General features: G+C 70.3%; 21 protein-coding genes. 1 reads left to right on the top strand and 20 read right to left on the bottom strand.

Features of this window, described 5'->3' with window-relative positions; genetic code table 11:
- Nucleotide 1: 1 nt before the first annotated feature.
- The 20 genes from FHX52_RS08450 to FHX52_RS08365 all read right to left on the bottom strand — a co-directional run bounded on the left by FHX52_RS08450 (nt 2) and on the right by FHX52_RS08365 (nt 25,080).
- Nucleotides 2-1,924, bottom strand: coding sequence for a hypothetical protein (locus FHX52_RS08450; protein ID WP_141821484.1), 1,923 nt, complete (start codon nt 1,922-1,924; stop codon nt 2-4).
- Between the two features lie 23 nt (nt 1,925-1,947).
- A complete protein-coding gene (locus FHX52_RS08445) occupies nt 1,948-4,209 on the bottom strand; it encodes an IPT/TIG domain-containing protein (RefSeq protein WP_141821483.1) in 2,262 nt (753 codons plus the stop codon).
- Nucleotides 4,210-4,216: 7 nt separating this feature from the next.
- Nucleotides 4,217-5,725, bottom strand: coding sequence for a hypothetical protein (locus tag FHX52_RS08440; RefSeq protein WP_141821482.1), 1,509 nt, complete (start codon nt 5,723-5,725; stop codon nt 4,217-4,219).
- Nucleotides 5,722-8,553 (bottom strand): phage tail protein, encoded by a 2,832-nt coding sequence (locus FHX52_RS08435; protein ID WP_185747130.1) that lies wholly within the window; start codon nt 8,551-8,553, stop codon nt 5,722-5,724. Before FHX52_RS08435 ends, FHX52_RS08440 begins: the two co-directional genes overlap by 4 nt.
- Nucleotides 8,553-10,760, bottom strand: a complete 2,208-nt coding sequence (locus FHX52_RS23800) for a baseplate J/gp47 family protein (RefSeq protein WP_185747129.1) — start codon at nt 10,758-10,760, stop codon at nt 8,553-8,555. Before FHX52_RS23800 ends, FHX52_RS08435 begins: the two co-directional genes overlap by 1 nt.
- Nucleotides 10,757-11,164 (bottom strand): GPW/gp25 family protein, encoded by a 408-nt coding sequence (locus tag FHX52_RS08430; RefSeq protein WP_141821480.1) that lies wholly within the window; start codon nt 11,162-11,164, stop codon nt 10,757-10,759. Before FHX52_RS08430 ends, FHX52_RS23800 begins: the two co-directional genes overlap by 4 nt.
- An 11-nt stretch (nt 11,165-11,175) precedes the next feature.
- Nucleotides 11,176-12,726: a hypothetical protein gene (locus FHX52_RS08425; RefSeq protein ID WP_141821479.1), complete on the bottom strand. Its 1,551-nt coding sequence runs from the start codon at nt 12,724-12,726 to the stop codon at nt 11,176-11,178.
- 69 nt (nt 12,727-12,795) lie between these two features.
- On the bottom strand, nt 12,796-13,506 hold the full coding sequence (locus FHX52_RS08420; RefSeq protein ID WP_141821478.1) for a phage baseplate assembly protein V: 711 nt from the start codon (nt 13,504-13,506) through the stop codon (nt 12,796-12,798).
- Complete coding sequence (locus FHX52_RS08415; RefSeq protein ID WP_141821477.1) at nt 13,503-14,585, bottom strand: phage late control D family protein; 1,083 nt, start codon at nt 14,583-14,585, stop codon at nt 13,503-13,505. The genes FHX52_RS08420 and FHX52_RS08415 overlap by 4 nt, the downstream gene beginning before the upstream one ends.
- Before the next feature lies 1 nt (nt 14,586).
- Complete coding sequence (locus tag FHX52_RS23795; protein ID WP_185747128.1) at nt 14,587-14,754, bottom strand: hypothetical protein; 168 nt, start codon at nt 14,752-14,754, stop codon at nt 14,587-14,589.
- On the bottom strand, nt 14,751-15,449 hold the full coding sequence (locus FHX52_RS08410) for a CIS tube protein (protein ID WP_141821476.1): 699 nt from the start codon (nt 15,447-15,449) through the stop codon (nt 14,751-14,753). Before FHX52_RS08410 ends, FHX52_RS23795 begins: the two co-directional genes overlap by 4 nt.
- Nucleotides 15,442-15,906, bottom strand: a complete 465-nt coding sequence (locus FHX52_RS08405) for a phage tail protein (protein WP_141821475.1) — start codon at nt 15,904-15,906, stop codon at nt 15,442-15,444. The genes FHX52_RS08410 and FHX52_RS08405 overlap by 8 nt, the downstream gene beginning before the upstream one ends.
- Nucleotides 15,903-18,722 carry a hypothetical protein gene (locus tag FHX52_RS08400; RefSeq protein WP_141821474.1) on the bottom strand — a complete coding sequence of 940 codons (2,820 nt, stop codon included), beginning with the start codon at nt 18,720-18,722 and terminating at the stop codon, nt 15,903-15,905. Before FHX52_RS08400 ends, FHX52_RS08405 begins: the two co-directional genes overlap by 4 nt.
- Complete coding sequence (locus FHX52_RS08395) at nt 18,719-19,171, bottom strand: phage tail protein (RefSeq protein WP_141821473.1); 453 nt, start codon at nt 19,169-19,171, stop codon at nt 18,719-18,721. Before FHX52_RS08395 ends, FHX52_RS08400 begins: the two co-directional genes overlap by 4 nt.
- A 9-nt stretch (nt 19,172-19,180) precedes the next feature.
- Nucleotides 19,181-21,097, bottom strand: coding sequence for a phage tail sheath subtilisin-like domain-containing protein (locus FHX52_RS08390; RefSeq protein ID WP_141821472.1), 1,917 nt, complete (start codon nt 21,095-21,097; stop codon nt 19,181-19,183).
- A 68-nt stretch (nt 21,098-21,165) separates the two neighbouring features.
- A complete protein-coding gene (locus tag FHX52_RS08385) occupies nt 21,166-22,068 on the bottom strand; it encodes a hypothetical protein (RefSeq protein ID WP_141821471.1) in 903 nt (300 codons plus the stop codon).
- Nucleotides 22,065-22,652, bottom strand: a complete 588-nt coding sequence (locus FHX52_RS08380; protein WP_185747127.1) for a Pvc16 family protein — start codon at nt 22,650-22,652, stop codon at nt 22,065-22,067. Before FHX52_RS08380 ends, FHX52_RS08385 begins: the two co-directional genes overlap by 4 nt.
- An 896-nt stretch (nt 22,653-23,548) precedes the next feature.
- Nucleotides 23,549-24,001, bottom strand: a complete 453-nt coding sequence (locus tag FHX52_RS08375; protein ID WP_141821469.1) for a YccF domain-containing protein — start codon at nt 23,999-24,001, stop codon at nt 23,549-23,551.
- A 4-nt stretch (nt 24,002-24,005) separates the two neighbouring features.
- Nucleotides 24,006-24,392 carry a thioredoxin gene (gene trxA, locus FHX52_RS08370; RefSeq protein WP_141821468.1) on the bottom strand — a complete coding sequence of 129 codons (387 nt, stop codon included), beginning with the start codon at nt 24,390-24,392 and terminating at the stop codon, nt 24,006-24,008.
- 61 nt (nt 24,393-24,453) lie between these two features.
- Entirely contained in the window at nt 24,454-25,080 is a 627-nt protein-coding gene (locus FHX52_RS08365; RefSeq protein ID WP_141821467.1) for an SIMPL domain-containing protein, read from the bottom strand.
- Between the two features lie 91 nt (nt 25,081-25,171).
- On the opposite strand from FHX52_RS08365, the gene FHX52_RS08360 reads away from it, so the two are divergent.
- Nucleotides 25,172-25,549 carry a VanZ family protein gene (locus FHX52_RS08360; protein ID WP_246069682.1) on the top strand — a complete coding sequence of 126 codons (378 nt, stop codon included), beginning with the start codon at nt 25,172-25,174 and terminating at the stop codon, nt 25,547-25,549.
- Nucleotides 25,550-25,579 lie beyond the last annotated feature (30 nt).

The raw sequence follows: 25,579 nt of genomic DNA, 5'->3' as shown, positions 1-25,579 counted from the left end.
GTCACGATCCTCCGAACAGCTTCCTCAGGAAGCGGACCAGGCGGCCCCAGAGGATCAGGCAGCCATTCCCGGTCGGTTTCTCAACGGCATCGATCGTCGTGGTGACGGTGGCCGTCCCCTCCTCCGGCACGTCCAGCCGGTAGAACCGGTCGGTGATCCGGGTGGCGCCGCGTAGCTCGTCCTGCCAGCCGAGCAGGTCTCCCTCGTGCTCGACGTGGAAGCCGAACGCGGTGCCCGGGCGGACCACGCGGAACACCCGGCCGTCTTCGGCCGTGACGTCGAGGCCGGTGTCGTGGAACACGTGGTACCGGATCGTGGGCTTCTGCTCCCGGGTGTCTAGGGGGTCGGGGTCCGCGGCCCGCGCTCGGGTCAGCAGTTCCAGCGCCTCGTCGGATTTCGGGTCGTCGGGTCCTTCGTCGTCGCGGACCGCATTGACCTCTCCGACGGTCGGGGGCTCCTCGGGCGGTTGCTCGGGCGTGGGCGGCTCGGGCGGGGGCTGCTCGGGGGGTGGTCCACCTCGAACGGGGGCTGGCATGTTCAGCTTCTCGATGAGGATGTATGCCGTCCGTGGGCCACCTGCGCTCGGGCTCGCCCCCAGGCCGACGTTGCTCACGGTTGCCGACCGTTCGAAGCGAGACGCCGCGACGAAGTCCATGTTGCGCCACACGCTGGCGGGGTTGAACATCTCCGGCCCCGTCAGGGTGACCAGCATGCACTGGTGGAGCGGCTTCGTGCCGTTCGGCGGGAAGGCGTTGCGCTCGGCGTCGGACAGCTTCCACTGCATGGTCAAAGACCCTTGCGCCCCGTCGGCGATGGCAGCGGTGCTGGTCGTCGGGTTGCTCGTGCCGTCGGTGGCCGGGATCGGGGTCCAGGGCGCCGCCGGGTCGGCGACCGAGCCCCAGTCGGCGATCCGGAACTCCGCAGTGACGTCGCCGGCGGCGATCGGCGCACCAGTGCGGTTCCTCGGCCGCGCCACGAAGACATTGGGGCTGGTCAGGTTGATCTGCGAGCTCGGGGTGTTCTGGGTCCCGATGTCGTCCACGGTGAGCCGGACGAACCCGGTGTCCCCGCTGCCCGGCCCGCCGAACCGCGCCGTGGACCACGCCGACTGGGGCGGCACGTTCAGCACGGACGGGAACCCGCAGAACGACGTGATGCAGGTATTGAGCGGCCAGCTGTACGGCGCGACCAGCAGTGGGGGACCGGGTAGCTTGACCGACACCTCGAACCAGAAGGCGAACGGGTCCGCGAGGTCCAGAAGGTTGTCCGCGTCCTTGGAGCCCACCGGGACCCGCATCTGCACGGCATAGCGGTGGCTGTCCGTGTCGATCCAGACGTTGGTGTTCCGGCGGATCCATGCCGGTGGCCCTGAGGTCTCGGTCCAGCCCTGCACCGGCCCGCCCGCCGACGGAACCGTGAAGGCCTCGACCGACCCGATCTGACCAGCTGAGGTCGTGTTGGCCACGCTGGACGGGGTGATCACCAGGATCATCGGATCCCCCGCCGCCCGACCGAACCCCACGGTCAGGCGGTCGTCGAGCAGGCTGTTGATCTGGTCAGGCTGCCCGGGAGCAGGCGGGCCGGCGTTGCTGGCCTTCACCCACCAGGAGAGGTAGAGGAAGCGTTGGGTCCCCACCACGTGGTGGAGCGCACGGAACGCGACGTCGTCGTTCGTGGTCGCCCCGAAGCCGGGGTCGACACCGACCGGGGCCCCGGCGCAGCAGCTGCTGGTGGAGTTCGTGATCGAGGGGTAGCCGATCGCCACGTGCCCCGCCCAGCGCGGGTCGTCCAGGCCCTTGGGGACCGACAGGGACAGCGTGTCCGGCCAGGGGGTGAAGCCGTTGAGCGTGTTGACGCCTGGCCAGGTCGGCGGTTGACCGCCCAGGCCGGGGACCCCGATCGCGGGTGGTAGGAAGACGTCCATGTGTTCCTCTCCTTCGTTGTCGGTCAGAGCGGCGTGAGGAGGAAGATCCGGCTCGTCCGCGTGGAGGCGTCGCGTGCCACGTCGACGCTGAATGCAGCGGTCTCCACGTTTCCCGGACCTTGGTTCAGCAGGAAGGAGACTCGGACCGTGGCCTCTGTCGCGTCACCGTCGACCCGGCCGTTGAGCGGCGACGACAGGGCGGCCTGCCAGCGTGCGACGGCAGAGACTGGGTTGACCCGGACGCTCAGCGGACCCAGCGGACTCGCGAAGCGCACCGTGGTCTGGACCGTGACGACACCGCCTTTGCTGACTTCGATCGTCGAACCCCTTCTCGTGCCCTGCGTACCCGGGTTCAGGTCGAGGCCGACCGTCTCGATGCGGATCTCGTCCGCGTTCGGCGTGATCGGGGCCCTGAACTGGATGGCCCGTATGTCGTCGTCGTAGATCGAGCCCGCGGAGGCTGCCAGCGACACCAGGAAGCCCTGTCCTCCGATGGAAGGGTCGGAAGGCACAGCGCCGAACCGGACCGCGAGCCGGATCTCCTGGTCCGGCTGCATGACCACCGGGCCGTCGACCGGGTTCCCGGCCTCGTCCTCGATCGTGGCGGCGCCCACGACCACGGGGTTGCCGACAACCTCGAACGCCACTTCCGCGGGTGCGTCCAGCACCGAGCGGACGGCATACCTCAGGAGCAGGGGATCACCCTTGTCCACCACTTTGGAATCGGTGTCGAGCCAGCTCACGTGGAGCGCGCCGCTGACGGGCTGGTCCACGTGACCGACCATGACCGGCACGTCGTCGGCGCCGGTGTCCGCAACGACCCGCAGGGTCACCTCCGTGCCGTCGGGGTCGACGACGAGTGCAGTGGGCACCTTCACCAGGAGGCTGGTGTCGCTGGACCCGTTGGCGGGGTTCGCGTTGATCGGGTTCTGGCCCGGTGCGGTGAAGGTGATGCGGCATGACCCCGACGAGAAGTCGAAGTTGCGGCCGCGGATCTCGATGTCCTGCCCGAGCACGAGCGGCCCCCCGGGACGGACGGAGTCGATGGCGAGCGCGGCGACGACGAGCAGCTCCATCCACCCTGTGGTGAACAGCAGCTGTCCGGCGGCCAGGTCGGCCGGATCGGTGACCGTGTAGACGTTGAGGACGTCCCCGGCGACGGCGTCGACCGAGAGGTGGTGGACGGCATCGTCGAGCACGGCACCGACGCGTGCCGGGTCGAGCGGCGCGGGGCCTCTGGCGGTCAGGCCGGCAAGGACCTTGGTGGCGTCGAAGCCGGTGCGGCCGGCGCGGGCGATCGGCACCAGGCCCGCCGGCGGCAGGTAGCGGAAACGGTCCAGGAGCCGGAAGGCCGTTCGTTGGGCAGGTGTGAGCTCGGTGGCGATCTGCGCGAGCTGGTCCTGGAACTGGCAGTATGCCGCCCGCCCGAGGGCCGAGCGGACGGTGCTGGCCAGGCCCTGCACGGCAGTGAGCTCGCCGTGCACCAGCGGGGCGCGGCGGACCGACCAGAGGTCGACCAGGTCGATGCCGGCTGCCCAGGTCAGCACGGCGATCGGGACATCACAGGGAGTGAGCGGTCCGCTGCTCAGTGCGGCCAGCGTCCCAGGATCGACGGCATTCTGATCGGCGCCGAACGGGTCGGCGAGCCGTCGTGCCCAGGCCCGGGTGTCGAGGAAGAGGTGGGCCAGGATGTTGCGGGCGGTCGCCTGCGGTCCCGCGGTAGCGAGACCGCCCAGCACCGCCAGGTCGGCTGCGTCGTGTCCGGACGCGGTCGCCAAGGGTATCGGATCGATACCGACGAGCCGGAACGAGACGCCGTCCACGGTGTAGCGAGGGCCGCAGGCGCTGGCGATCCCCGATCCGAGCGCCGGCACGCCGGAGACGCTTGAGCGCGAGTCGGAGGCCCCCCGGATGACCAGCAGGTAGACGCCGGTCCCCGTCGGGCTGGACGAGATCGGTTCGCACACGCTGAAACCGCCGTCCCCCTCCGTGGGGGTGGCCGGGACGACGAGCGAGAGCTTGACGTCGACCGGCAGCTCCACGACCTGGCCCCAGCGGTCGACGGCGAGCCCGGCGCCTACCGTCACCTCGGTGTCCGATGCCCGGCGGACAGTCAGGCCCGAGAGGACCCCCGCTCCGATCGCGCGCCCGAGCCGGTTGTGGGCGAGCTGGTTCGCAGCCTGCTCCTCGCGGAGGTCTTCGGCGGTCAGGACGCGACCGTTCCAGAAGGCGACGTGCGGCACCCCTTCGTCCACGAATGCAGTCCCGAGGGCCATGGTTTCCATGACGGCCCTATCCCAGCTTGTCCGGCCGCAGCACGAACTGGGTGACCAGACCGCGGTTCTGACCTTGTCCGGAGAACCAGGCACCGATCTTGTCGGCCCAGTCCTGGACCACACCGCCCTGCGTCAGCTTCAGGAGTGTCAGGTCGAAGGTGAACCGCACCAGTGGCGCACTCTCCCGCACCTCGACGAGGACGACGTTGCGCGCCGCCGGTTTGACGCTGACCGGCCCGATCCTGCGCAGGAAGCTGGGTCCCGCCTCGGTCTCGCGTGCGACCGACAGACCGTCCATGACCGTGTCCGGGTCCACGTCCACCTGGTTGTCGGGCGCGTCGAGGTTGAACCACACCGCGTACACGAGGTCCTGGAACAGCTGGACGGTGGCCAGGGGCAGCACCACGGGCAGGAAGCTCTCCCAGGTCCCGTTGCGCAGCATCAGGGTGTCCCGTTCCAGCGGGTTCGCCGCGCTCAGCGGGATGTTCTGCAGGCGATCGATCGACGGGTCGGGATAAGTGCCTCGGAGGTCTCCGCCGGCGGCTCCGAGGCCTCCGCCTGGCACGGCCCCGGCAACCCAGTGCGCGCCGTCGAAGACGAGCGCCTGGTCGGCCTGCGGCGGGGTCGACAGGTCGACATCGCCGAGATCGGCGAGCGCGTGGTGGTGCACCGGCACGGCCTCGTCGGCAGCGACCGCGAACATCGCCTCCTGGAGCAGCCGCGTGCTCACCAGGATCGGCCGCTCGCTGTCGTCGACCACGGCCGAGTCGATCCTGAGCCCGTCGCCCTCCGGCGAGAGCGCCACGTCGACCCGAGCCAGCAGCAGGCAGGGGGCGTCCGGCTCCGACAGGCAGGGCTTCCCTTGGGCGACCTCGGGTCGGCGCTCGACAGCCCACTCACGCAGCAGTTCGGCGACTCCGGTGGCCGCCGGCGGGGAGCTGACCGCCACGTCCAGCAGCCCGTGCAGCTCGTCGACGAGGACCTCGAGTCCGTCGCCTCCACTCGAGGCGGCCATCTCTCCGACGATCGGTGGTGGGACGAGGGTCAGTTTCAGCTCGAACGAGTCCTTTACGCGGGAGGCAGCTTTCGAGTCCTCCGCAGAGAGGCACGAGCTGGCTGGGATGGGCACCTGGTCGGTCTCGCACTCGGTCCAACACAGGACGACATAGACACTCTGGTCCGTCGGCGAGCCTCCGCTGACGCCGTCCGACGCGAGCTGCGCGTCCACCCAGTCCTTCAGCGAGCCGCAGTACTCCGCCGGGACACAGATCAGGTGGCCAGCCGGGTCGACTGCCACGCCGGGCTGGACGTGAAGCCGTTGCTCGCCGGCGTCATACCGCACACCGAGGCCCGAGACCGTGCCGTAGCCGTGCAGGGCGCGGACAGCATACTGGTCGCGCTCGCGCAGGTGGAATTGGTCCTGCCGGAACTCGTCTTCACCCAGAACCAGCCCCAGCCGATAGTTGACGCGCTTGGTCGGGTCCAGTCCGGCGCTGGTCGCTCCGGTGGGTGAGAAGCCGCTCATCGCATGCCTCCTGTCCGAGCCGGTGCCGGCACAGGCTCCTCGATCCGGTCGCGGCCGACGACCACGCGGTCCTCGATCCGCCAGCTTTCTCCACCGGGGACGTCGCTGTAGGCCAGGCGTCCGGTGCCGAGCACCAGGTCCACATAGCGGCTGCCCTCACCGATGATGGTCTCCAGGCCGACCCGCGCCTCGCCCACGCGAAACGCGGCCCAGAACGGCTGCACGTCGACCATGGTGTGGGCCGGACGCTCGACCTCGACGACGCGGCGCACCCGGCCGAGCCGGGCGGCCCGTATCTCGTCGGAGTCGTCGACGCGGATCGGCACCAGCACGACGGCTCGGTGGGCACTTCGACGGACCGGCAGCACGGACGAGACGAACATCAGCCAGTCCTGCAGTGGTGCGCCGTCGGCCGGAAGTGCGCCCGGGAACCCGACGTCGGCAAAGTCGGTGAGCGTGACAGACGGCGGCACTGCCCACGCAGCGCGGTAGTCATCGACCCGGCGGTACCGCGACGCGAGGAAGGTCCTGAACACGTCCAGGTCGTCCGTCGTCCCCACATCGGCGTACGCCGGGGCGAGCTGCGAGCTGACGAAGTCGTGCCAGTCTCGTGAGTCCGGTCCCTGGGTCGGGGTGAGTACGGGGAAGCTGGTCGGCGCGACTCCGTTGCGGGCGAACATGAAGTCGTGCCAGCGCATCTGCAGCGCCGCCCCACCGTCTGTGAGCTGCCAGCGGGGCCCGGGTGTCGACAGGCGCGGACCGGTCAGGTCGTTGGGGTCGCCGAACACGACCCCGGGCACCGAGCGCGTACGGAACGCCTCGACGATCCGGATGTCGAAGGCGTCGCCGGTGTAGTCGGCGTCGAAGATCCGGTCAGTCGGACAAGGGTGGATCGCCAGTCTGATCGCCTCCGCGAGTCCTCGCGCCGTGCCGCGTCGCCTGAACATCTGGGCCGCGTACCGGACCAGTAGCCGGACCCGGGCCGGTTCCCAGTCGGGCTCGACGGCGGCGCCGACCCAGGAAGCCAGCCAGGGCAGGAACTCGGCGTCCAGCGTGGTGGGGTCGACCAGCCGCTGCACCGCGGTGATCCGTCCCTCGAGGGTCGTGTACATCCCCTCGACGTTGGCGAGGTAGCGATCGAGGAACGAGGCAGACTCGGCGTCCTCGCGGTAGATGTCCGGCACGTACTCGCGCAGGTAGGAGAATCGGGGGTAGTGCACGCGCGCGGCCCAGAGCTGCGGGCTCAGGCGCCCGTCGCCGCGAAGCGTGAGCCGTAGCTGGAGGTATCGCCCCACGGCATTCTGGAACAACAGCTCCCACGAGCCGCCAGATCGGTATGCGTGGTACGGGACCTCGCTGCCGTCGCCCCGGAGGTAGGGCGCAGGCTCGGCCCGCCAGTCCTGCCGCTCGAGCGCGTCGAGATCGTCGCCCGCCCGCGACTCGACCTGCACGGAGGTACCGGCGGGGATCGCGGCGTCGAGCAGCAGACGGTGCCAGACGGTCGCCGGAGAGAGCGCATCGAACGCGCGCCCCCGGGGCTCCAGCCGGGGCGCCAGCTCGACCACAGCGCTCGTCTCGTATCGGCGCACCTGGCGGGCGGGCACGCTGTACCATCGATCGCCGAGGTCGTATGCCGCACCGTCGAGACCGCGAACCAGTCCCTTTCCGCTGAACAGGCGCAGCGGGTGGTAGTCGGTGACCAGGTCCGCGCCGGACTCGTCGGCCACGAGCTCGAAGGCCTGGTCACCGCGGTCGTCCACGACGAGGATCCGGGCCAGTGCCGAGCTTCCTGCCTCGGGTGGCAGGACGACCAGATCGTGCCCGCGAGCGTCGCTCAGCACGTCTTCGACGCGTGAACGCTGGTCGGCGCACAGGAGCGGGTCCAGGGGAACGGCGGAGTCGGTCTGGCGCAGACCGAACGGAAGGCGCTCGCCACATTGCCAGCGGGAGACGTCCCAATGTCCGTCGTCTCCCGAACGGTCGAGCACGACCACGGAGCCGTCGGGCAGCGCGTCGAGGGCGACGGCACGGATCGCGCCCAGGTCGACCGCGGCCGCGGTCGTCGACTCGGCCAGCGAGATCCCCCGTGCACTGGACGCGGTCGACGCCGAGCTCGCCGCGGCGGTCCGGTCGACCGGTGCGAATGCCGACGCGGACTGCGCGTCGCCTGCGGTCCCCTCGGGGCTCAGCAGCTCCATGTTGCGGTCGAGCTGCCAGAGGCGGGCGTGGCCGTCCCGATCCGGATCGCGAGCGTCGAGTACGACGATGCCGCCATCCGGAAGCGCAGTGAGGTCGAACGGGTGCACATCGAGACCGTCGGGCCAGCGCACGCTGACCGGCGGGCCGCCGCCGGCGAGGTCGAAGACCAGCAGGCCGGCCGCGACCACCGATGCAGCCTCGTCGCGGCACACACCGACCACCAGATACTCGTGCGTGGTGATCGTGAGCCCGGACAGCTCGAGCACGGTCGGCTCCGGTGTCCGGCAGACCACGAAGTCCGCGGCCCCATCGGCCACGGGTTCTCCGGCGCCCGGACCCGGCCACCAGGTGAACGGTGCGGACCGGCCGTGGCCGAGCACCTGGACGGTGCGGCGACCGGCGCCGACCCAGTAGATGTTGCCGAACCGGTCCGCGGCGACGCCCCGGCGGTCGGCGGGCTGCAACCGTGTCGCGCCGCTTCTGGTCGGGAAGACGAACGGCCGGGGCCGGAGGCCCAGAGTGTGGCGCGCCTCGTCGAAGCAGACGGCCGCCAGATCCTGGCCGCCGAGGGCGAAGCGCCAGTCCTCGCGACCGAGGATCAGGTGCAGCCGGGTTCCGTTGACGTCCATCAGCAGCACTCGCCGGGGATCGCGGGCACGGGGAGTCCCTGGCCGGGCTCCTTGCTTCCCTGCAGGTCTGCGATCGGCAGGGGATCGCCCTGGCGGACCTCCAGACCCCGGAGCTGGGGCAGGTGCAGCGTGGTATCCATCGGGACCTGGTCCACTGCGGTGCCACGGGAGCCGGAGACGAGCACGTCGAACACCTTGGCCACCCCGTCGACCCGCGCCACCACGGCGAACAGCTCCAGCCGGTTGACCGGCGTCAGCAGCGGCCATCCCTCGCGCAGGTGGCCGCCCACCAGGGGCGAGAGGAAGGCGCGGACCGCCGTCTTGACGTCCTCGCGGACCGGGCCGGCCGCGCGGCCGGGCATCGCGTCGATGCCGATGGAGACCCACACGGGTTCGTAGACGGGGCCACGCAGGTGCAGCTCGGTGGTCAGCAGGCGCCGTTGCTCGACGTACTCGCAGATCGTACGCAGGAATGCCTGGTCCGGTACCGGCGAGTCAGGCGTCACCGGGTCGTAGGCAGGCAGGAGCAGGAGGGTGACGGCGCCGGGTACCTGCTGCGCCGGCAGGTCGGGGTGCACGAGTGGAAGAACTTCCACCCGCCCCATCTCGACGCCGGGCGCGGACCGGACGACGTCACGGAAGTCGTCGGCGGCGACCATCCGGTCGTGGTGGCGCACGAAGGCCGCCATCGCCTGCTCGGCCTCGGCCTGCGTCGGAGCCTCGCCTCCGCCCCAGGTCGGCAGCGGGTTCGCGACGACCGCGCCGGCGGGCAGGAAGGAGGCCTTGGCGATCGAGCCGACCCCCACCATGCCCTGCCGACCGCCGCCGACGTCGTACCTGGCCACGATGGCCGCTCCCTTTCGCGGCCGCGCGCCGTGGAGCCCGTCGCCGAAGCGCACCTCGCCGTCGGCCCGGCTGACGGCGGCGATCGTGGTCGGCAGCGGTGGCCCGGTCGACACCGTCGACGGGATGCCCGTCGGGACCTCGGGTCCGCCCTCCATCAGGTCGTCGACGATGGTCCAGCTCTGGTCGTCGACGGTGAGCCTCACCGAGCCGGGAAGCACCGGAACGTTGGCCAGCCGGTAGCGCTGGTCGGGCAGCCCGGTCCCCACGCCGATCTGCTCGCGCGGGATCCGGGCCCGCTGCTGGACCAGGGCGGCATTGGCGCCCAGCCAGGTGAGGCGGACCAGCCGGCGGCCGGGGTCCGAGGAGCCGCCGCCGCCGGGCGGCCGGACACGAATCCATGTGATCAGCCGGGCACCGTCCTCACCCTCGAGTGCGGGCGGGAAGCCGCCGACTCCGGCCTCGTTCGGCTCCAGGTCGCCCCAGAGCGTGAGGCTCTGCGAGGCCGGCAGCGTGATCTGGACGATCCCCGGCTCGACGAGGATCTGCTGGTCCGAGCTGGTTCGCAGCGGGACGTACGTGGGGATACGGGCCTCGGAATCCGCCGGCAGCGGGCTGGAGGTGTCGGGGAGGTGGAACTCGAGGGAGGCCGTGTCTGCGGCGCTCGAGGTCCCCCGCGGCGCGATCGTCACATGGTCGACGGTCACATCCGGCACGACGCCGACGGCCATCTCCTGACCGCCGAGCAGCTCCCGTGCCCGGTCGACCTCGACGGCCTTGCGCGCGAGGACAGCGAGCCACACCGCGCCGTCCACAGTGGTCGCAAGGTCGAGCGGCGGCGTACCGCCCACGCCCCAGACGACGGGCTCCGCGACGTAGTAGTCGAACGTCTCCCCGGCAGGTGCGAGCGATCCGTACAGGAGGCGGTACTGGTCCTCGACCCCCGGATCCACAGGAACCCGGCGCTTGACGTAGGCGACCACCTCCACGGGCAGCGCCGTGAGACCCGTCGTCGTGCGGAACGGCACTCGGCCGGCCAGGACCTCGCGGTCCTCGGGAATCTGCAACGGTTCGAGCCGGGTTCGCGGCAGGTCGAACGTGACCACCCCCGCAGCGGCGGTGGCAGGCGGGACGTCGATGCCAAGGAGCTCGAGGTACTTGGCGCGGACCCGATCCGGCACGAGCCGGGTCTGGTATAGCAGGTTCTCCGACATGAATGCCCACAGCTGCAGCAGGGTCATGCCCGGGTCGCTGTCGTTGTGGTTGCGCCACTCGGGATTGTGGACGGGGATCCGCGCAGTGACCTCGGCGAGCAGCTGGGCGTAGGTCCGCTCGTCGATGGGTGGGGGCTTGATGGTGGTCACGGGCTCGCACCTCCCCTTACCGGGATCGCCAGCTCCAAGGCCTCCGTGGTGCCTGTTGCGACCAGGGAGTAGCTGACGGTTGCGACAGCACTGCTCGGGTCGTCGGGACTCGCGCCGACGGCGACCGACGAAACCGTGATCCGTGGCTCCCAACGCCTGAGCGCGAACCCGATTCGCTCCTCGAGATGCCGATGGGTCGACGGGATGTTCGGCTCGAAGAGATAGGCGCGCAGCCCGGCACCGAAGCTCGGCAGCATCAAGCGCTCGCCGGGTTCGGTGGTCAGGATGATCCGGATCGACTGGCGCACGCTCTCGTCGCCGACGGCCCAGCCCCAGCGACCTTCGGCGTCCAGGCGCGGCGGAAAGGCGACGCCCGTGCCGAACAGGGCGGCGTCGGTGGACATCGGTACGGTCGTCATCCGGGAGCCTTCGGCAGACACTTCTTGAACAGCGGCACCCAGAAGAAGACGAGGTTGAGCAGCGACACCACGATCATGAGCAGCACCAGCGCGCAGATCGCGATGATCGGGATCGACAACGAGCAGACCATGCCGAGACTGACGTCCTTCTCGCCCGGCACCGAGCCGTCGTCGAGGTCCCCGAGCTTGACGTCCTGAATGCGCTCCATCTGCTTGCGCAGCTGGGCGGAGACCTCAACCTTGACGGCCTGAGGGAACTTCCGCAGACCGGCGAGCGAGGTGTCGACCGGCAGCACGATGCGGTTCTCTCGGAACGGCGCGTCGGGGTCGTGGAAGTGCGCCAGCCTGAACGTCGGCGACAGCGCGCTCATCGTGAGTCGCTGCGGGTCGGGGCAGCGCGGTCGCTGGTAGACGAAGCGCACGGCATACACGGCGTTGCGGCTCGGCCCCACCTGCGGGTCCGCGGCGGACGCCGGGCCGGCGCCCGACGCGGGATCGGGGGCGGGATCGGGGGCTCCCATCGCGTCGGACACGAGGGCGAAGAAGGGGTCCTGCACGGTCGGCCCGTCTGCCTCGAGTCCGAGCGCAGCCAGGTCCGCCTTCATCTCGTCGACCGACCGGCCGGCGACCGGCGGGGGGTAGGCCCCGACGGACACGACGTCGTTGCGGTGGGCATCCGCGGTGTGTAACGCCTGCCACCAGCTCGACCCGAAGGCCGGCTTCGCAAGCTTCTCAGGCAGCGTGTCGCCGCCTCGGTCCGTACCGGCCTGGTTCCATACCTGCGACAGCTCGCGGGACAGGAACGACGCGAGATCGATCAGCGCGAAGAAGAGCGCCTCGCGCAGCTGGTCGACCGAGGTCGCCTCGGTCATGGTCGGCGCCCCGGCAAGCCGGATCACGGACTTCAGCTCGAGCACGATGGCCTCGAGCTCTGACCGCCCCGGGAGCGCGAGCGCTGCCGCCGGGTCGGTCGAGCTGATCGGAACAGGGGTCACCGCGGCCTCGTACACCTCACGTCTGGCAACCGGGACCATGGCTGCCAGAACCCGTCGCCGGCGACCGTCGGGCCCCTCGACGTAGGTCAGCGGGAACGCAGCCAGTGGCTCCTCCCCGGCGACCACTGCGGTGGCCCCGCCGGGCACCGCGCTCAGCTCGACCCAGGACCCGCGTTCACCCCTTGGGACCCAGCCGAACTCACGGAATGTGCCGGACCGGGTCGGGTCGACGGCGGGAGCGCCACGTGGCTCGAGCCGGCGCAGCACCGCGTACGTAGTCTCCTGGCTCGTCGGATGGATGGCCTTGTCCGGAAGGCCGTAACGGGCGCAGACGAGGCTCGCGACGACGAGGTAGAAGCGGGCGTGGATTGGCTGGTACAGCTTGGGCACCTCGGTGCCGACGTAGCCGAGGCCGCTGGCCGGCGACCGCCACGTCTCGGGCCGCAGGACCAGTGCGCCCACCTCGCGCGCCGGGTCGTCCAGCTCCGCCTTGAGGCGGTCGACGAAGTCGTCCGTGTCGAACCGCAGGATCGCCGGGCGGTCCATGGCCACGGAACCGGCCAACGCCGCGGGCCACAACGGTGCGGCTGCCCTCCACGCAGGACGATGACTCATCGCGACCTACCACATGTTTCCGGCGCCCGGCGTGTAGCTCGAGCTGACGACTGAGTTGGCGATGACGGTGTCGGCCTTGACGACGCCGCTGAAGGTCGACATCCCCGCGTTGACCGTGACCTTGCCGGCGGTGACCTCGAACTCGCTGCCGTTCACGGTGACCTTCGCGGAGCACTGCACCGTGACCCCGCTGCTGTCCAAGGTGACGGTGTTCTGGTTGGCGTCCGCGACCGTGATCGTGCTCGGCCCGTCGGCAAGCGTCACTACCTGGCCGGCAGGGGTCTCCAGGCGCAACCGCTCCTGGCCGTCCGTGTCGTCGAACGTGACGACGACGCCGTTGCGGGAGTGGATCGCTTTGATGTCGTTGCCGGAGGCCATCGACTCCGGCGGGGCGTCCTTGCCGTTCCAGAGCGCTCCGATGACGAACGGCTGGGTGGGGTCGCCGGCCTCGAACGCGACGAGCACCTCGTCGTCGACGTCCGGCATGAACCACGTGCCGCGGTCCGACCCGGCCATCAGGGTCGCCAGCCGGGCCCACGTCTCGTATGCCGCGTCACCGCTGTCGGGCGACCACGGAAGCCGGATCTTGACTCGGCCCGTCGTGGTGGGGTCGTCGACGTCGGTCACGACCGCCGGGTGCACGCCGTAGAAGCGCGAGCCGTACCCGGATGGCCATCGGTGGACCGTCAGGTCGCGCAGGTCGTCGGTGACAGTCATGCGCTGCTCCCCAGTCCGGGACGCTCGGCGCGGAACCTGGTTCGGTAGCCTCGCCGGCCGTCAAACGCGTGTTCGACCTCCACGAGGGTGAAGCGGCCCTCGAACCCGGCGCCCAGACCGGCCAGCCGCACCCGCGCACCGGCCCGCAGTCGAGTGTCGCCCTCCGCGAGGCCGATCGCGGTGACGAAGCGCCGGGCGCTCGTGCGCAGGGCCATATCGGCTTGGGCCTGGGCGATGGTCGAGGTCGCGGGCGCGGTGTGCACGATCGTGTCCGCCCGGGACGCCAGCGCCTGCTCGAGCAGGTCTATCCCCGAGGTGTCACCGTCGAGCTCTGGCTGGATCGCCGAGGAGTCCGCCTCGGCCTTGATGGCCTCCTTGGCCGAGACGTCCCACCCGGCCACGACGACACTGCTGCGTTGCCGGGCGAGATCGGCAAGGACCGTCACCTCGTGCAGGTCGGCGTTGTAGGTGAGGGTGACGTCCTCGGTGCCCCGGCGTCCCCGCGAGGCGACGTGCACGGAGCTCCCGTCGATCCACAGGTCGGCGTCGACGAGCCGGGCCCGCTCCCGGATGAAGGCCAGGTCGCTCTGGTTCGCCTGAGCCACGTGGTGGTGGACCGGTCCGTCGACATCGACTGACGCCGACAGGCCGTGTTCGCTGACGACGCTGCGGATGATGTCCGCGTCCGAGGCTTCCTCGAAGGATCGGGTTCGTCGCGTCATCCGCAGCTCCTGCAGACGGTCCTCGGCCAGGAAGGCGATCGCGGGCGCACCGGTCTGCGGGTACTGCGCCTCGATCCCGGTGACCACGCCGTCGAACAGCGTGCCGGCACGATCGCCGTCGCCGATGCGGAGCGCGACCCGGGTCCCGAAGTCGACGGTGCGACGATCGTTGAAGACGTAGCCGTCAGACGAGTCTGCGCTGCCCCAGTTGCCCGCGACGATCTCGCACCGTGACATCCCCTCGCTCGTCTCGGTGACAGTCACGGCCAGGACATGGTCGGTGAGCAGCGAGGAGTCCGACCCGTCGATCTGGAGTGTCGGTCGGGCGCTGTAGAGGGCAGCGGTCGGCAGTGCCACGTCAGTCCGCCCTCACCCGCTCGGCGCGGTCGGCGATGTGGCGGAGCAGGGCGCGCAGCTCGAACGCCGTGGGAGCTGGTTCCTGCGACGCCGGCTCGCGCGGGCCCGGCCCCTGGGGCGCCTGCTCGGGCGCGACGAGCACCTCGAGCTCGTTGATGATGACGCTCATTGGCGCACCCCCGTCGAGGGGGAGAGGTCGACGAAGGTCCCGGCCGGCAGTCGGCGCGGGTTCTCGATCCCGTTGGCGGTGGCGACGGCCTGCCAGCCCGGAGCCCCAGTGCCACGACCCGAGTCGCGACCCATCATCTGCTGGAGGCTTTCACCTCCTCGTGCCTGCTGCCGCGGCGTGGTTCCGGGAAGGCTTCCGCCGGACGACGGGGCGGGTGGCTCGTGGAACTGGATGCGCTGGCTCGTGATCCCGATCGTCACCTTCGCGCGCAAGGGTCGGCCGTCGGCGCTGAACAGTTCGAGGGACTCGTCCATGGAGTCCATCACGCCTTCGAACAGGAAGGACCCCCAGGTGAAGCGGACGGCCGGCGGCGCCATGCCCCGGCCCTTGCGCACCGGGGTGATGAAGTGAGCCACCATCCTGGTCCTCCTTCTGACGTCCTGGACGCCGTCCAGGGCAGCGTCGAACCACAGTTCCACGCTGAGCTTGGTAGTGCTCCTGCTGACGAACTGGATGGCACCGCCACCCGACTGGTCGCCACCTTGCATCGTGTTGGAGTAGACGATCTTCAGGGTCTCGGGGTTGAACTGCACCTTGACCGTCGCGTCGGGATTGGTCTCGCGCGAGTCGGCTTCCTTGTCGGACAGCTCGATCTCGACGAGCCTGGCCTTGGCCAGAGTGGCCTGGTCAGCCACCGGACTCACCTCCTGCCGGGGGGATCAGCCGCAGTCCCTCGTAGGCGATCTCGAGCTCCTCGATCGCCAGGCCGCCGTCCTTCGCGTGCAGATCGGGTGCCTTGAGCTTGACCGGCAGGCACCGGACGAGCTTGAGGGTGTATGCCGTGCCGGTGCCGTCCGGGGTCCGGACCTCCACCTGGCAGTCCGCCCGGCGGTGCCGGCCACCGTCCCGATGCACCGAGTCGAACCAGGACCAGAGGTCGAACCGCTCGCTCATGCCGCGCTTGAGGGCGAGCGTCCCGTAGGACACGGGGCCGGCGAGGTGGACCGGCCCGACGTTGTTGCCGCCCTCTCGGATCGTCTTGGGGGCGGCGGACATCTCCAGGCCGGCGCACTCGGCGAACGCGGCCTCACACAGCACCCCGCCCTCGCCCGTATCGATGCGGACCAGGAAGTTGAACGTCTGGTGGATCACAGCCGGCTCCCTCCGCTGTTCGTGCCCTGGAGCACCAGCCGAACCGTCAGGAACTCCAGCGGCCTCGAGGGTGCGATCCGGACCTCGACCACGAACCGGCCCTGAGCCATGGTGGCCTCGCTGTTCACGGCCGCGCCGGTCGACACATCGAAGGCCTCGTCCGGGGTCGCTCCCGCCAGGCCACCGCGCAGGTACACGCCCTCGAGGATCCGCTCGAACCGCATGCGCACCAGCTGTTGCAGCTCGCGGTCGTGCTGCTCGAAGACCGTCCGGGCCCCCTCACGAACAGACAGGCGACGAAGCAGTGCGATGAGGCGGCGGACGTTGACGGGCCACAGCGCCGCGACGTCGGACAGCGTGGTCGCGGTCAAGGCCATGAAACCGGACGGGTCCTGCGCGACGGGGTTGACCTGCGCGCCCGCCAGAGCGCGGAGCCCGTCGTCCCCGATGTCCGGCCGCAGCGCTAGCGCACCCAGGAACTGGCGCCGCGCCGGCGCGATCCACGCTCCGGCGCCGAGTGCGCCGGCGGCATACGTGCCGAGCACGGCGCCCTCGGGAGGGACGGCGCCCAGGTCGCTCCCGGGTCGGCCGCTGACCAGCCACGGGTGGTATGCCGCGCCGTACCCCAGGACGAACATCTCGTCCTGGGTCAGGGCCGGAACGATGCCGTCGAGCACGTCGAGCTCGGCCGGCTGTCCGACGTCGTCGAACGCGGCGCGCGCGCCCCGCAGCCGTGCGACATGGCGTGCGGCGTCGTCGGCGGTGAACGAACCCGGCAGGGCCAGCGCCGCGAGAACGTCGCCGCGCGCAGCACACCAGCGCAGCACGGCCGACTGCACCGCAAGGAGGGTCGACCACGGCTCTGCCTCTGCCGAGGTACGCGCTCGCCAGGCCGACGTCGGCGGATCGGCGGGCCGGGGCGGTTCGGGTTCCGCGGTGACGGTGGGCAGCAGGCAAGGGGCGAACGTCGCTGCGGGAGCGAACGCGGCGACGACGTTCGACCACGGTCCTTGCTCGTCGTGGCGGATCGCTCGGACCCGGCTCAACTGGACGCTCGTGCAGGCGGTCAACGGCGCCGCGGTGGCGGTCGTGCCGGACATCGTGACCGACACCGGCGCGGGAAACGTCTCCGCGAGGTCGGTCTCGAGCTCGTAGCCCGTGGCCGTCGGCACCGAGGACCATCGGAGCCGCACCCCACCATCGACGAGGTCGTCCACGACATCCTCGACGACCAGCTCCGGCGCGCTCAACGCTGGTGGGGCTGCGATCTCACGGTGCTCCCATCCGGTGTGCACCGCATCGGGCACTGCCACCAGGCTGATTTCGTCGAGCGTCGCCAAGGCGTGCAGGCCGTGCAGCCGCCTCGGCGCCTGACGCAGATAGGCCAGGTCCCATGCGGCGGGCAGCAACGTGTCGACGCCGAGCGCGGCCAGGTCCCGGTCGACGAACAGATCCGCAGCGTAGGTGTCGAGGCCGTCTCTCGACGGGGCCGGCTCGCCGGTGGGCACGCGGCTGCCGGGACTCGACCGAAACGGGTCCTGCGAGAGCCCGAGTGGGAGCAGGACCGTGGCGAGGGTCCCACCCAGTGGGAAGCGCGGGGACAGGCACTCGCGCTCGAAGGACGTCAGCACGCGCGACGCGGGGTCGGCGCTGAGGTCCTCGGCGGCAGCCCTGGGACCCAGCAGCGCGCCGAAAACGCGGTCGTCGTCCGGTAGTGCGCAGAGGGCTCTCGGGTGTGCGGCGCCGAGCCCGAGCCCCGTGAGTGCCGCGACGACCGCATCGCCGTCGCGGACGGTGAGGCGCACCCGCTGGACCTCGAGGACGAGGGCCGTCGCCGGGTCACGGAGCGTGGGCCAGCTCGCCGGAAGGTCGCCCCGGACACGAGTAGCCAGCTCCACTCGCAGATAGCGGTGGCCGGTCGTCGAGAGCTCCGGGGCCACATCGCCCAGCAAGGCCACCACCACGGAGTCGGCCGGTGCCCCGGCGATGACCACGTCGCCGGGGTCGAGCGGCTCGGCGTCGTCGACCACGACGTAGGGCGCACCGTCCACGTTGGCGGTGGCGAAGCCGGACAGCTGGTGAGGACTGCTCTCACCCAGGCGGTACGCCGTGGCGGCACCGTCCAGGGCCGCGGCTTGGGTGAGCCGCGTCGCCCGCGGGTCCAGTGTCAGGAGGCGACCGGCCGGCCCGACCGAGACACCGACGACCGCACCGAGGAGGAACACGTCATCGGCGAGCGTGATCCGGACCAGGTCGCCGGTCACGACGTCGACGGCGTGGTCCACGACTGCACCCACCCGGCCGTCCCCGGCACTCACGTCTTGGGCGACACAGGTGGTCACCTCGAGCGTCGCCGACGCTGTCAGCCGGTCGGACCAGCTCCCCGGCGATCGCGAGCGCAGCGTCGCGAGCCGCCACTCGTCGACGCGCACCCCCGACTGCGGTGGCACCAGCAAGCCCGGCACCATGAACCGGCTGGTCATCGCACCGCGGCGGCCGCGTGCGATATCAGGCCTCGCCGCCACCCGGACGACCCACGCCCGCTTCCCGCCGTTGGCGAAGAACGCCTCGACGGCTCGGGCAAGGTGGGCACGCACTCGCGTCCCGTCGTCGGTTCGGGCCAGCTCGGGGTCTGGGCCGAAGACGTCGCGCAGGGCGACGGCGTCCTCGACCAGGACCGGGAGGTCGATCGGCCCGCTGGCAGCGAACCCGACGAAGCCCGCGACGTCCATGCGCGGCAGCGTGTCGTCGACCGGCCGCGGCACCGTCTCGAAGCCGACGCGGGGCAGGGTGGGTAGTGAGGCCGTGGAGGTCACGTGGTCTCCTCCACGATGTCTTCGCAGGCCAGGACCAGCTCGGCTATCGCGACGTCGGTCGCCTTGCCGCTCAGCGCCGGACCGGTGTACTTGATCGGCCGCGCGCCCTTGAGGTTCCAGAGCTGGACCGTCTCCCCGTCTTCGCTCAGCAGTTCGATGGTTACCGTGCGCAGCGCCTCGAGCTGCTTGCCCTTGCGGACCTCGTCGAACCAGCTGTACAGCGCGTCGTCGCCCATCACACCGCGCTTGAGTGTCACGTCCGGCACCTTGTACGTACCGGTGATCTTGTCCGGCGCATTCCCTTTCTTGTTGCCCGCCCGGTACTCCTGGACCACGACCTCTCCTCCGAGGCCGGTGACTTCTTGGAACCCGGCCTTGGGGTCCTGCTTGTCCGGCCCGAAGTTGACGAGGAAGTTGAACGCGGAGTACGGCCGCTCACGAAATGGCATGACGTCCCCTTATCCCTTGAAGTCGAGGGTCTTCTGACCGATGCGGAAGATGACGTACTCGGCCGGGCGGAGCGGCGATATGCCGACCAGGCAGATCAGCCGGCCATTGTCGAGGTCGTTCTGCGTCATCGTCGTGCGGTCGCACTTGACGAAGTACGCCTCGTCGACCGTGTCACCCAGCAGGTGGCCGGACTTGAACTCCGAGAACAGGAAGTCCTCGATCGTGCGCCGCACATTGCTCCACAGGGCCGAGCCGTTCGGCTCGAACACGGCCCACTGGGTCCCTTTCTCGATCGACCGCTCGATGAAGGCGAAGTATCTCCTCAGGTTGAGGTACTTCCATTCGGGGTCCGACGATATGGTGCGGGCGCCCCAGACCCGGAAGCCGCCGCCCTCGAAGAAGCGCAGGCAGTTGACGCCCTCGGGGTTGAGGACGTCCTGCTGCCCCTTGTTGACGGGCAGCTCGAAGTCGATCGCCAGACGGACGACTTCGTTGGCCGGCGCCTTGTGCACACCGCGCTCGATGTCGTTGCGTGCGTAGATTCCGGCCATGAAGCCCGAAGGGGGCACCGCGATCTCGGTATCGGTGACCGGGTCGGCGATCTTGACCCACGGGTAGTACAGCGCCGCATACTTCGAGTCGAACTGTGCCCGGTAGCTGCGAATCTGGCTGGCGAGCGCGGTGTCGGGTGAGTCGAGAACCGCGATCCGGTACCTCATCCGCTCGGCGTGCGAGACCAGCAGCCCGACGACCGACTTGCTCTGCAGCTCGTTACCGTTGAGGCCGCCGCGGCTGGAGCCAGGGGCGGCGACGATGCTGATGTCCTCGAGGCCCTCGAAGGCGAGCAGCCCGGACTTGTCTCCGGTCGCCGACTCGTCCCCTTCGTAGGACGCGGTGCCGGGGCGTGACCCGTCCTTGCCGCCGGTCAGCCGGCATCGCATGCGTGCGACCCGTTGGCCGGGCTGTCGCAGGGCTTCGTCGAGCAGGTCCGCCACCGTGACAGGCATGGACCCGGCGACGAGGCCGCTGAGTACCTGTTCCAGCAGCTCGACTCCGTCAACGGCGTCGTCCGCCTGGATGACCAGCGGCACGAACAGCGCTGTCGCGCGGGCGGCCGGCTGGGCGGCGAAGGTCCGCAGCAGCGGGTTGACCCGGTGGCGCGGGTCCGGGTTCAGCCCTTCCCAGACGAGCTCGTCCATGAAGCGGCCGAGCGGGCTCAGCGTCACGGTGAGGGTGACCACCCGCACCTCGTTGGTCGCCGGGTCCAGATCTGCCAGCTGTGTCGTGGTGCTGCCGGCGCGCAGGACCTGAACCTCTTGCTGGGACGCCGCGTCGAAGTCGTAGTCGACGACACACAGCTGCGGGTCGTCCGGCGTGCTGTCCGTGCTGCTCAGCAGTACGGTGTCCCACCGTTGCGCACCAGAGAGTTTCGGGGGCCCGCCGTCCTGGGCGACCAGGATGCTCGGGCCGGTCTTGGAGTCGATCGTCACGATGACGTTGCCTGCAGCGCCGGGATAGCGGGCCCTGAGCACCACCTGTATCGCCGGCGAGGTCGGCGCGTCGATGACGAACGTCGCGTGGTCCGGGAAGAGCTGCGCGACGGTCGCGTCAGGCTCCTCCGACGGCTGCGCCGTCGCCTCGTACGCACGGGCCACGTAGAGCCGGCGCCCGCCGTTCTCGAAGAACCCGCGTACGGCGTGTGCCAGGTCGTTGTGCTGCAGGCCCTCGCCGAAGTCGAGCTGGTCGATACCGCCGTAGATGCGCTCGAAGTCCAGGAAGCTCGTCAGGAGCTCCGGCTCACCCTGCGTGGGACCGAACCGCGTCGGCCCCACGAACCCGGCGGTGCTCGTGCTCACCCCCTCGATGCTCTTCTGCCGGAATGTCGTCTCCTCGACGTACACCCCCGGCGCAAGGTACTCGGGCATCCGCTCCTCCTCCTACGTGGTACGGACGGTTTCCGGCCTCGCGGACGCGATGGTCGGTCGCTGGCGGGTCATGGTGCCTGCTCCACGAACAGATACGAGGTGCGCGTGGGGTCGACGCCGTCGGTGGTGAGGGTCAGGTCCTCGCCGTACCGCAGCGTCCGGTCGATTGCCGGCACCCCCGGTGCCCCGTCGTCTCCGACGATCGACGCCGTGTGTTGGCAGAACACCGAGTGCGCGAACGGCACGTCGAGGCCCGCAGTGAACTCGAGCGACGCGGGCTGCCAGCGCACGGTGACCGTGACCCGCCAGGTCTGGTCGCGCGTCGGTATGCCGTGGGTCCCGGCCGGGACCGAGCCCGGCGTGCCGGGCATGGCGAACAGCGGGTAGGGAAACGCGACGACGACGTTGCCTCTGGCGTCGGCGACGCCGATGGCGCGTCCCGCGGATGCCTCCACGACGACGACGGCGTGGCCGGCCTCGTTGTCGGTCGCCTTGTCACGCAGGCTCGCGCGCACGACCGCCGTGGTGCGGGCCAGCGCGCGAGTCGGCGCCGACATCAGGAACATCGGGGTGTCGCTCGGCAGGCTCCAGGCCAACGAGCTGCATGCAGAGAGAGCGTCCGCCGCGGTGGCGACGTGGTCGAGCGGGGCACGGAGTGCGATGACGGTGGGCAGGAACCGGCCCATGGTGTCCTGTACGAGCACGTCAACGTGGTACGCGGGTCCGCTCGGGTCCTCGTTGTCCTCGATGATCGCTCCCGGCGCGACGACGGGTACCTCGACGTCGCGCAGGAAGGGGAGCCCGCTCAGGACATGGGCGCCGCTGGGCGTCGGGCGGCCCGGCCGGAACCGTCCGCGACCGGCCCTGCGAGCCGAGACCAGCAGGCCGTCGGTGATGGGCGCGTCGGACACGAGGTCATGGAAGGCCACGGCCAACGGCGTACGGACCTGCACGGTCTCGACGATCGTCAACGCGCCACCCCCTCGTAGTCGACGATCCGGTCGCGCACCGGGGCGGCGCTGACCGTCTCGAAGTCGGACTCGATCCGGATGTTCCGCGCCACGTAGGGGACCGAGATCTGGTACGTGACCGTGCCCAGGAGCTCCCAGAGCCGGAACAGGTCCTCGCTCACGAGCTCCCCATCGAGCACCTCGACGGTCTCGTCGTCACGAAAGACGCCCGGGGACAACCGGTTCAGAAGGCCAGGAGGCAGGACCCGATGGTCGTCCATCGTCCGCATCATCCAGCCGACGATGCCCTGCTGGAGCGAGGCGTCCGGCGCCCACGCAGTGAGGATGAAGTGCACGTCGACCGGCAGCTGGGGCTGCAGCCGAACGCCCGAGTCGACGTGGCGTCCCGGTGGCGTCCGGGGCGTGTCACCGACCATCACCCGGTACACGAAGAGCGACACCCCCGCAGTCAGGCCCCGCTGGAAAGCCGAGGCGGCAAGCACTCTGAACTCGAGGTCGCGGTTGAACGCCGCGGGGTCGTAGTTGTTCCGCAACAACTCGACCACGCCTTGACAGGCCGACTCGATCGCTCGGTGGGTGGCCATTTTGACTCCCGTCACTGGCATCTGGACAAGACCAAACACGTGCCGCGTGTCGAGATCGTCAACGAATCGTTGTCGCTGCGTTGGGGACTCATCACGAAGTCGTGATCGCAGCGTCCCTGGGCATGACGCTCGCGGCCGGGCGACGGGCCGGCGCGCGCCGAACATGTCCCTGTCGCTTGGGGCACAGACACGCGCGCAGGGCAGCGCCATCGTGGATGCGGGCCGTGGCTCTGCTGACCGCACCCGACGCAACCGGGCACCGCATCGGCCTGATATCAGTTCCGAGCCCCGACCTTCCCTACATATGGCGGGCGCCGTCCAAGAGGGTGCCGATTCAGGAGGAGATGGCCAGCATGAGTGTGAGCTACCTGCTTCACGTTGTAGGACACGAGGTCCGACAGGGTGAACCCGTCGCCGCTCGACGCCGAAGCCGACCGTCGCGATGAGCGTGGGGGGGCAACGGGCCTGGCCCAGCCCCAGCCGTTGGCCGACATGCCGATCGAGGTGACTCCGACGGCCGGCCCGAACGCCGCCGAGATGGCGGGCCTCGTGGCCGCGAGCCGGATGGCGTTGTGCCGAAGCGGTCCTTGCAGTCGGACAAGGGCCGCAGTCAGGGCGATGGGGTGCAGCGAACACCGCTGAGGATTCTGTCACATTGCTGACACAGGGTCGTGGTCAGCCGCAAAATGGCTGGTCAAAGGCATTCTGGGGAAGTTCCCGCCACCTCCACCACTCGATGGTGGCCACGTCACGCTGTCACCTGTCTCTTCGACGGCGCCCCCCTCGATCGAGGTCGAGGGCCCCCCTCAATCGAAAGAGCAGTTCGTCGCCACTCCGAGCGGCCCGTGCGGGCGTGCTCGACGGCAACGAACTGCTCTTTCGATTGGTGCGGGTGGTCAGCGCAGGTCGAGGTTCTCCGACGACGTCGCGCGGCCGGGGCCGATGACGTCAGGGCCGTAGGCGGAGTAGCTGGTGCCGTGGACCGGCACGATCCGCTTGCCGAGCGGGAAGAGCGACACCGGCACGAGCTTGAGGTTGCCGAGCGCGAGCGGGATGCCGACGATCGTCAGGGCCTGGGCGACGGCGGTCGTGATGTGACCGAGGGCCAGCCACCAGCCGAAGACGATGACCCAGACGACGTTGCCGACGGTCGAGCCGACACCCGCCGCCGGGTGGTCGACGACCGTGCGACCGAAGGGCCACAGCGCGTACCACCCGATGCGGAAGGCGGCGAGCCCGAAGGGGATGCCGATGATCGTCACGCAGGCGATGACGCCGGCGAGGAGGTAGAGCAGCCAGAGCCAGATGCCCCCGAAGAGCACCCAGATGACGTTGAGGACGAGGCGCACGTCGTCAGGCCTGAGCCGGCCCCGATGCCGCCTCGGCGGCCATCTGCTCCTTGATCGGAGCCATGTCGAGCGCCTTGACCTGCTCGATCACGTCCTGCAGGGCCGACTGGGGCAGGGCGCCGGGCTGGGCGAAGACGAGCACGCCCTCCTTGAAGGCCATGAGGGTCGGGATCGAGGTGATGTTGGCGGCCTGCGCCAGCGACTGCTCGGCCTCGGTGTCGACCTTGCCGAAGACGATGCCCTCGTTGTCGCCACTCTGGGAGGCGGAGTCGTAGACGGGTGCGAACTGCCGACACGGGCCGCACCAGGAGGCCCAGAAGTCGACGAGCACGATGTCGTTGTCGAGAACGGTCTTCTCGAAGGACTGCGCGGTCAGGTCAGTGGTAGCCATGTCTCTCCCAACGGTCGGCCCACGGGGGGTATTCCGCGCAGGTCTTGCCGTGGCCAACGTCTCAGGGGCGCCTGAGTTCCCAGGTCACGGTCACGCTCGTCGCGATCTCGAGGTCGCCGCCCTCGACGGGCATGCCACCGGCCATGTCGCGGGCCATGGCCGCGAGCTTGAACCCGCCGCCGACGGGTGCGGCGCCCGCCTCGGCCACCCCGAGCACCACGCCGAGCAGCGCGTCGGAGAGGACGGCATACTGCTCCGCCTTGGCCTTGGCGTCCGCGAAGGCGGCGTCGCGCGCCTCCCGCAGCCCCCCGGAGCGGTCGGCGACGTCGAGGCGCACCTGGTCGACGAGGAGGGCGTTGCCGACGGCTGCCGCCGCCGACTCGAGGATGCGCCCGACGGCGGCGAGCTCACGCACCGTCACGGCGAGGCTCTGCTGCGCCGTGAAGCCGACGGCGACACCGGTGTTGTCCCACCGCTGGTTGACCCCCGCGTCGCGCGTGCGGATGTCGGCGTCGGCGACGCCCTGCTCCCGCACGACGGTGCCGACGGCGCTGATGCTCGCTGACGCACCCGCCAGCGCCGCGGCCACGTCCGGTGCGTCGTGACCGACCCGGAGGTCGAGCCGGACGACGTCCGGGGCGACGGCGGCCCGGCCGGTGCCGGTCACGGTAACGGTGCGCTTGCCCATGGCAGATCCTCCTGCTCGCGGTCCTGCATGCGGTCCTGCTCGCGGTCCCGGCGTCGGGCCCGTGCTCGAAACCTACCTAGACTGCGGTGCCATGACGACCCCCAGCGAGAGCGCGACGCGCACGCGACGCGTGAGCCGCGGCGCGGTGGTCTTCGCCGTGGTCGCGGTCGTCGCGCAGCTGCTCGCGCTCTACTGGCCCGTCGTCACGGTCGAGGGGCCGGTGAGCTGGACCGACAAGGTCGTCCACCTACTCGTCTTCGCCGTGCCGACGTATGCCGTCGGGCGGGCTCTCGGCTCGGTGCGCGCAGCCGTCATCATCTTCGCCGTCCACGCCCCGCTGAGCGAGCTCGTGCAGCACTACGCGCTGCCCGGCCGGAGCGGCGACGTGTGGGACGCCGTGCTCGACCTCGCGGGGGTCGCGCTCGGCGCCGCGGCGCTCGTGGTCAGGGCTCGGCCGCGTCGCTGGTAGACTTTGGGCGTCCGACTCCGAGGTCTCCTC

This window comes from Humibacillus xanthopallidus (genome assembly GCF_006717145.1).
In the GTDB taxonomy this organism is placed as follows: Bacteria; Actinomycetota; Actinomycetes; order Actinomycetales; family Dermatophilaceae; genus Humibacillus; species Humibacillus xanthopallidus.
Note: the sequence above shows the minus strand (reverse complement) of the source record. Positions and strands in the feature narration are given on the sequence as shown.

Excerpts from the sequence above, each read along its gene's own strand:
- FHX52_RS08450 (WP_141821484.1), bottom strand. The coding sequence starts at position 1,924 with ATGGACGTCTTCCTACCACCCGCGATCGGGGTCCCCGGCCTGGGCGGT.
- FHX52_RS08445 (WP_141821483.1), bottom strand. The coding sequence starts at position 4,209 with ATGGAAACCATGGCCCTCGGGACTGCATTCGTGGACGAAGGGGTGCCG.
- FHX52_RS08440 (WP_141821482.1), bottom strand. The coding sequence starts at position 5,725 with ATGAGCGGCTTCTCACCCACCGGAGCGACCAGCGCCGGACTGGACCCG.
- FHX52_RS08435 (WP_185747130.1), bottom strand. The coding sequence starts at position 8,553 with ATGGACGTCAACGGAACCCGGCTGCACCTGATCCTCGGTCGCGAGGAC.
- FHX52_RS08430 (WP_141821480.1), bottom strand. The coding sequence starts at position 11,164 with ATGTCCACCGACGCCGCCCTGTTCGGCACGGGCGTCGCCTTTCCGCCG.
- FHX52_RS08420 (WP_141821478.1), bottom strand. The coding sequence starts at position 13,506 with ATGACTGTCACCGACGACCTGCGCGACCTGACGGTCCACCGATGGCCA.
- FHX52_RS23795 (WP_185747128.1), bottom strand. The coding sequence starts at position 14,754 with ATGAGCGTCATCATCAACGAGCTCGAGGTGCTCGTCGCGCCCGAGCAG.
- FHX52_RS08395 (WP_141821473.1), bottom strand. The coding sequence starts at position 19,171 with ATGCCATTTCGTGAGCGGCCGTACTCCGCGTTCAACTTCCTCGTCAAC.
- FHX52_RS08390 (WP_141821472.1), bottom strand. The coding sequence starts at position 21,097 with ATGCCCGAGTACCTTGCGCCGGGGGTGTACGTCGAGGAGACGACATTC.
- FHX52_RS08380 (WP_185747127.1), bottom strand. The coding sequence starts at position 22,652 with ATGGCCACCCACCGAGCGATCGAGTCGGCCTGTCAAGGCGTGGTCGAG.
- trxA (WP_141821468.1), bottom strand. The coding sequence starts at position 24,392 with ATGGCTACCACTGACCTGACCGCGCAGTCCTTCGAGAAGACCGTTCTC.
- FHX52_RS08365 (WP_141821467.1), bottom strand. The coding sequence starts at position 25,080 with ATGGGCAAGCGCACCGTTACCGTGACCGGCACCGGCCGGGCCGCCGTC.
- FHX52_RS08360 (WP_246069682.1), top strand. The coding sequence starts at position 25,172 with ATGACGACCCCCAGCGAGAGCGCGACGCGCACGCGACGCGTGAGCCGC.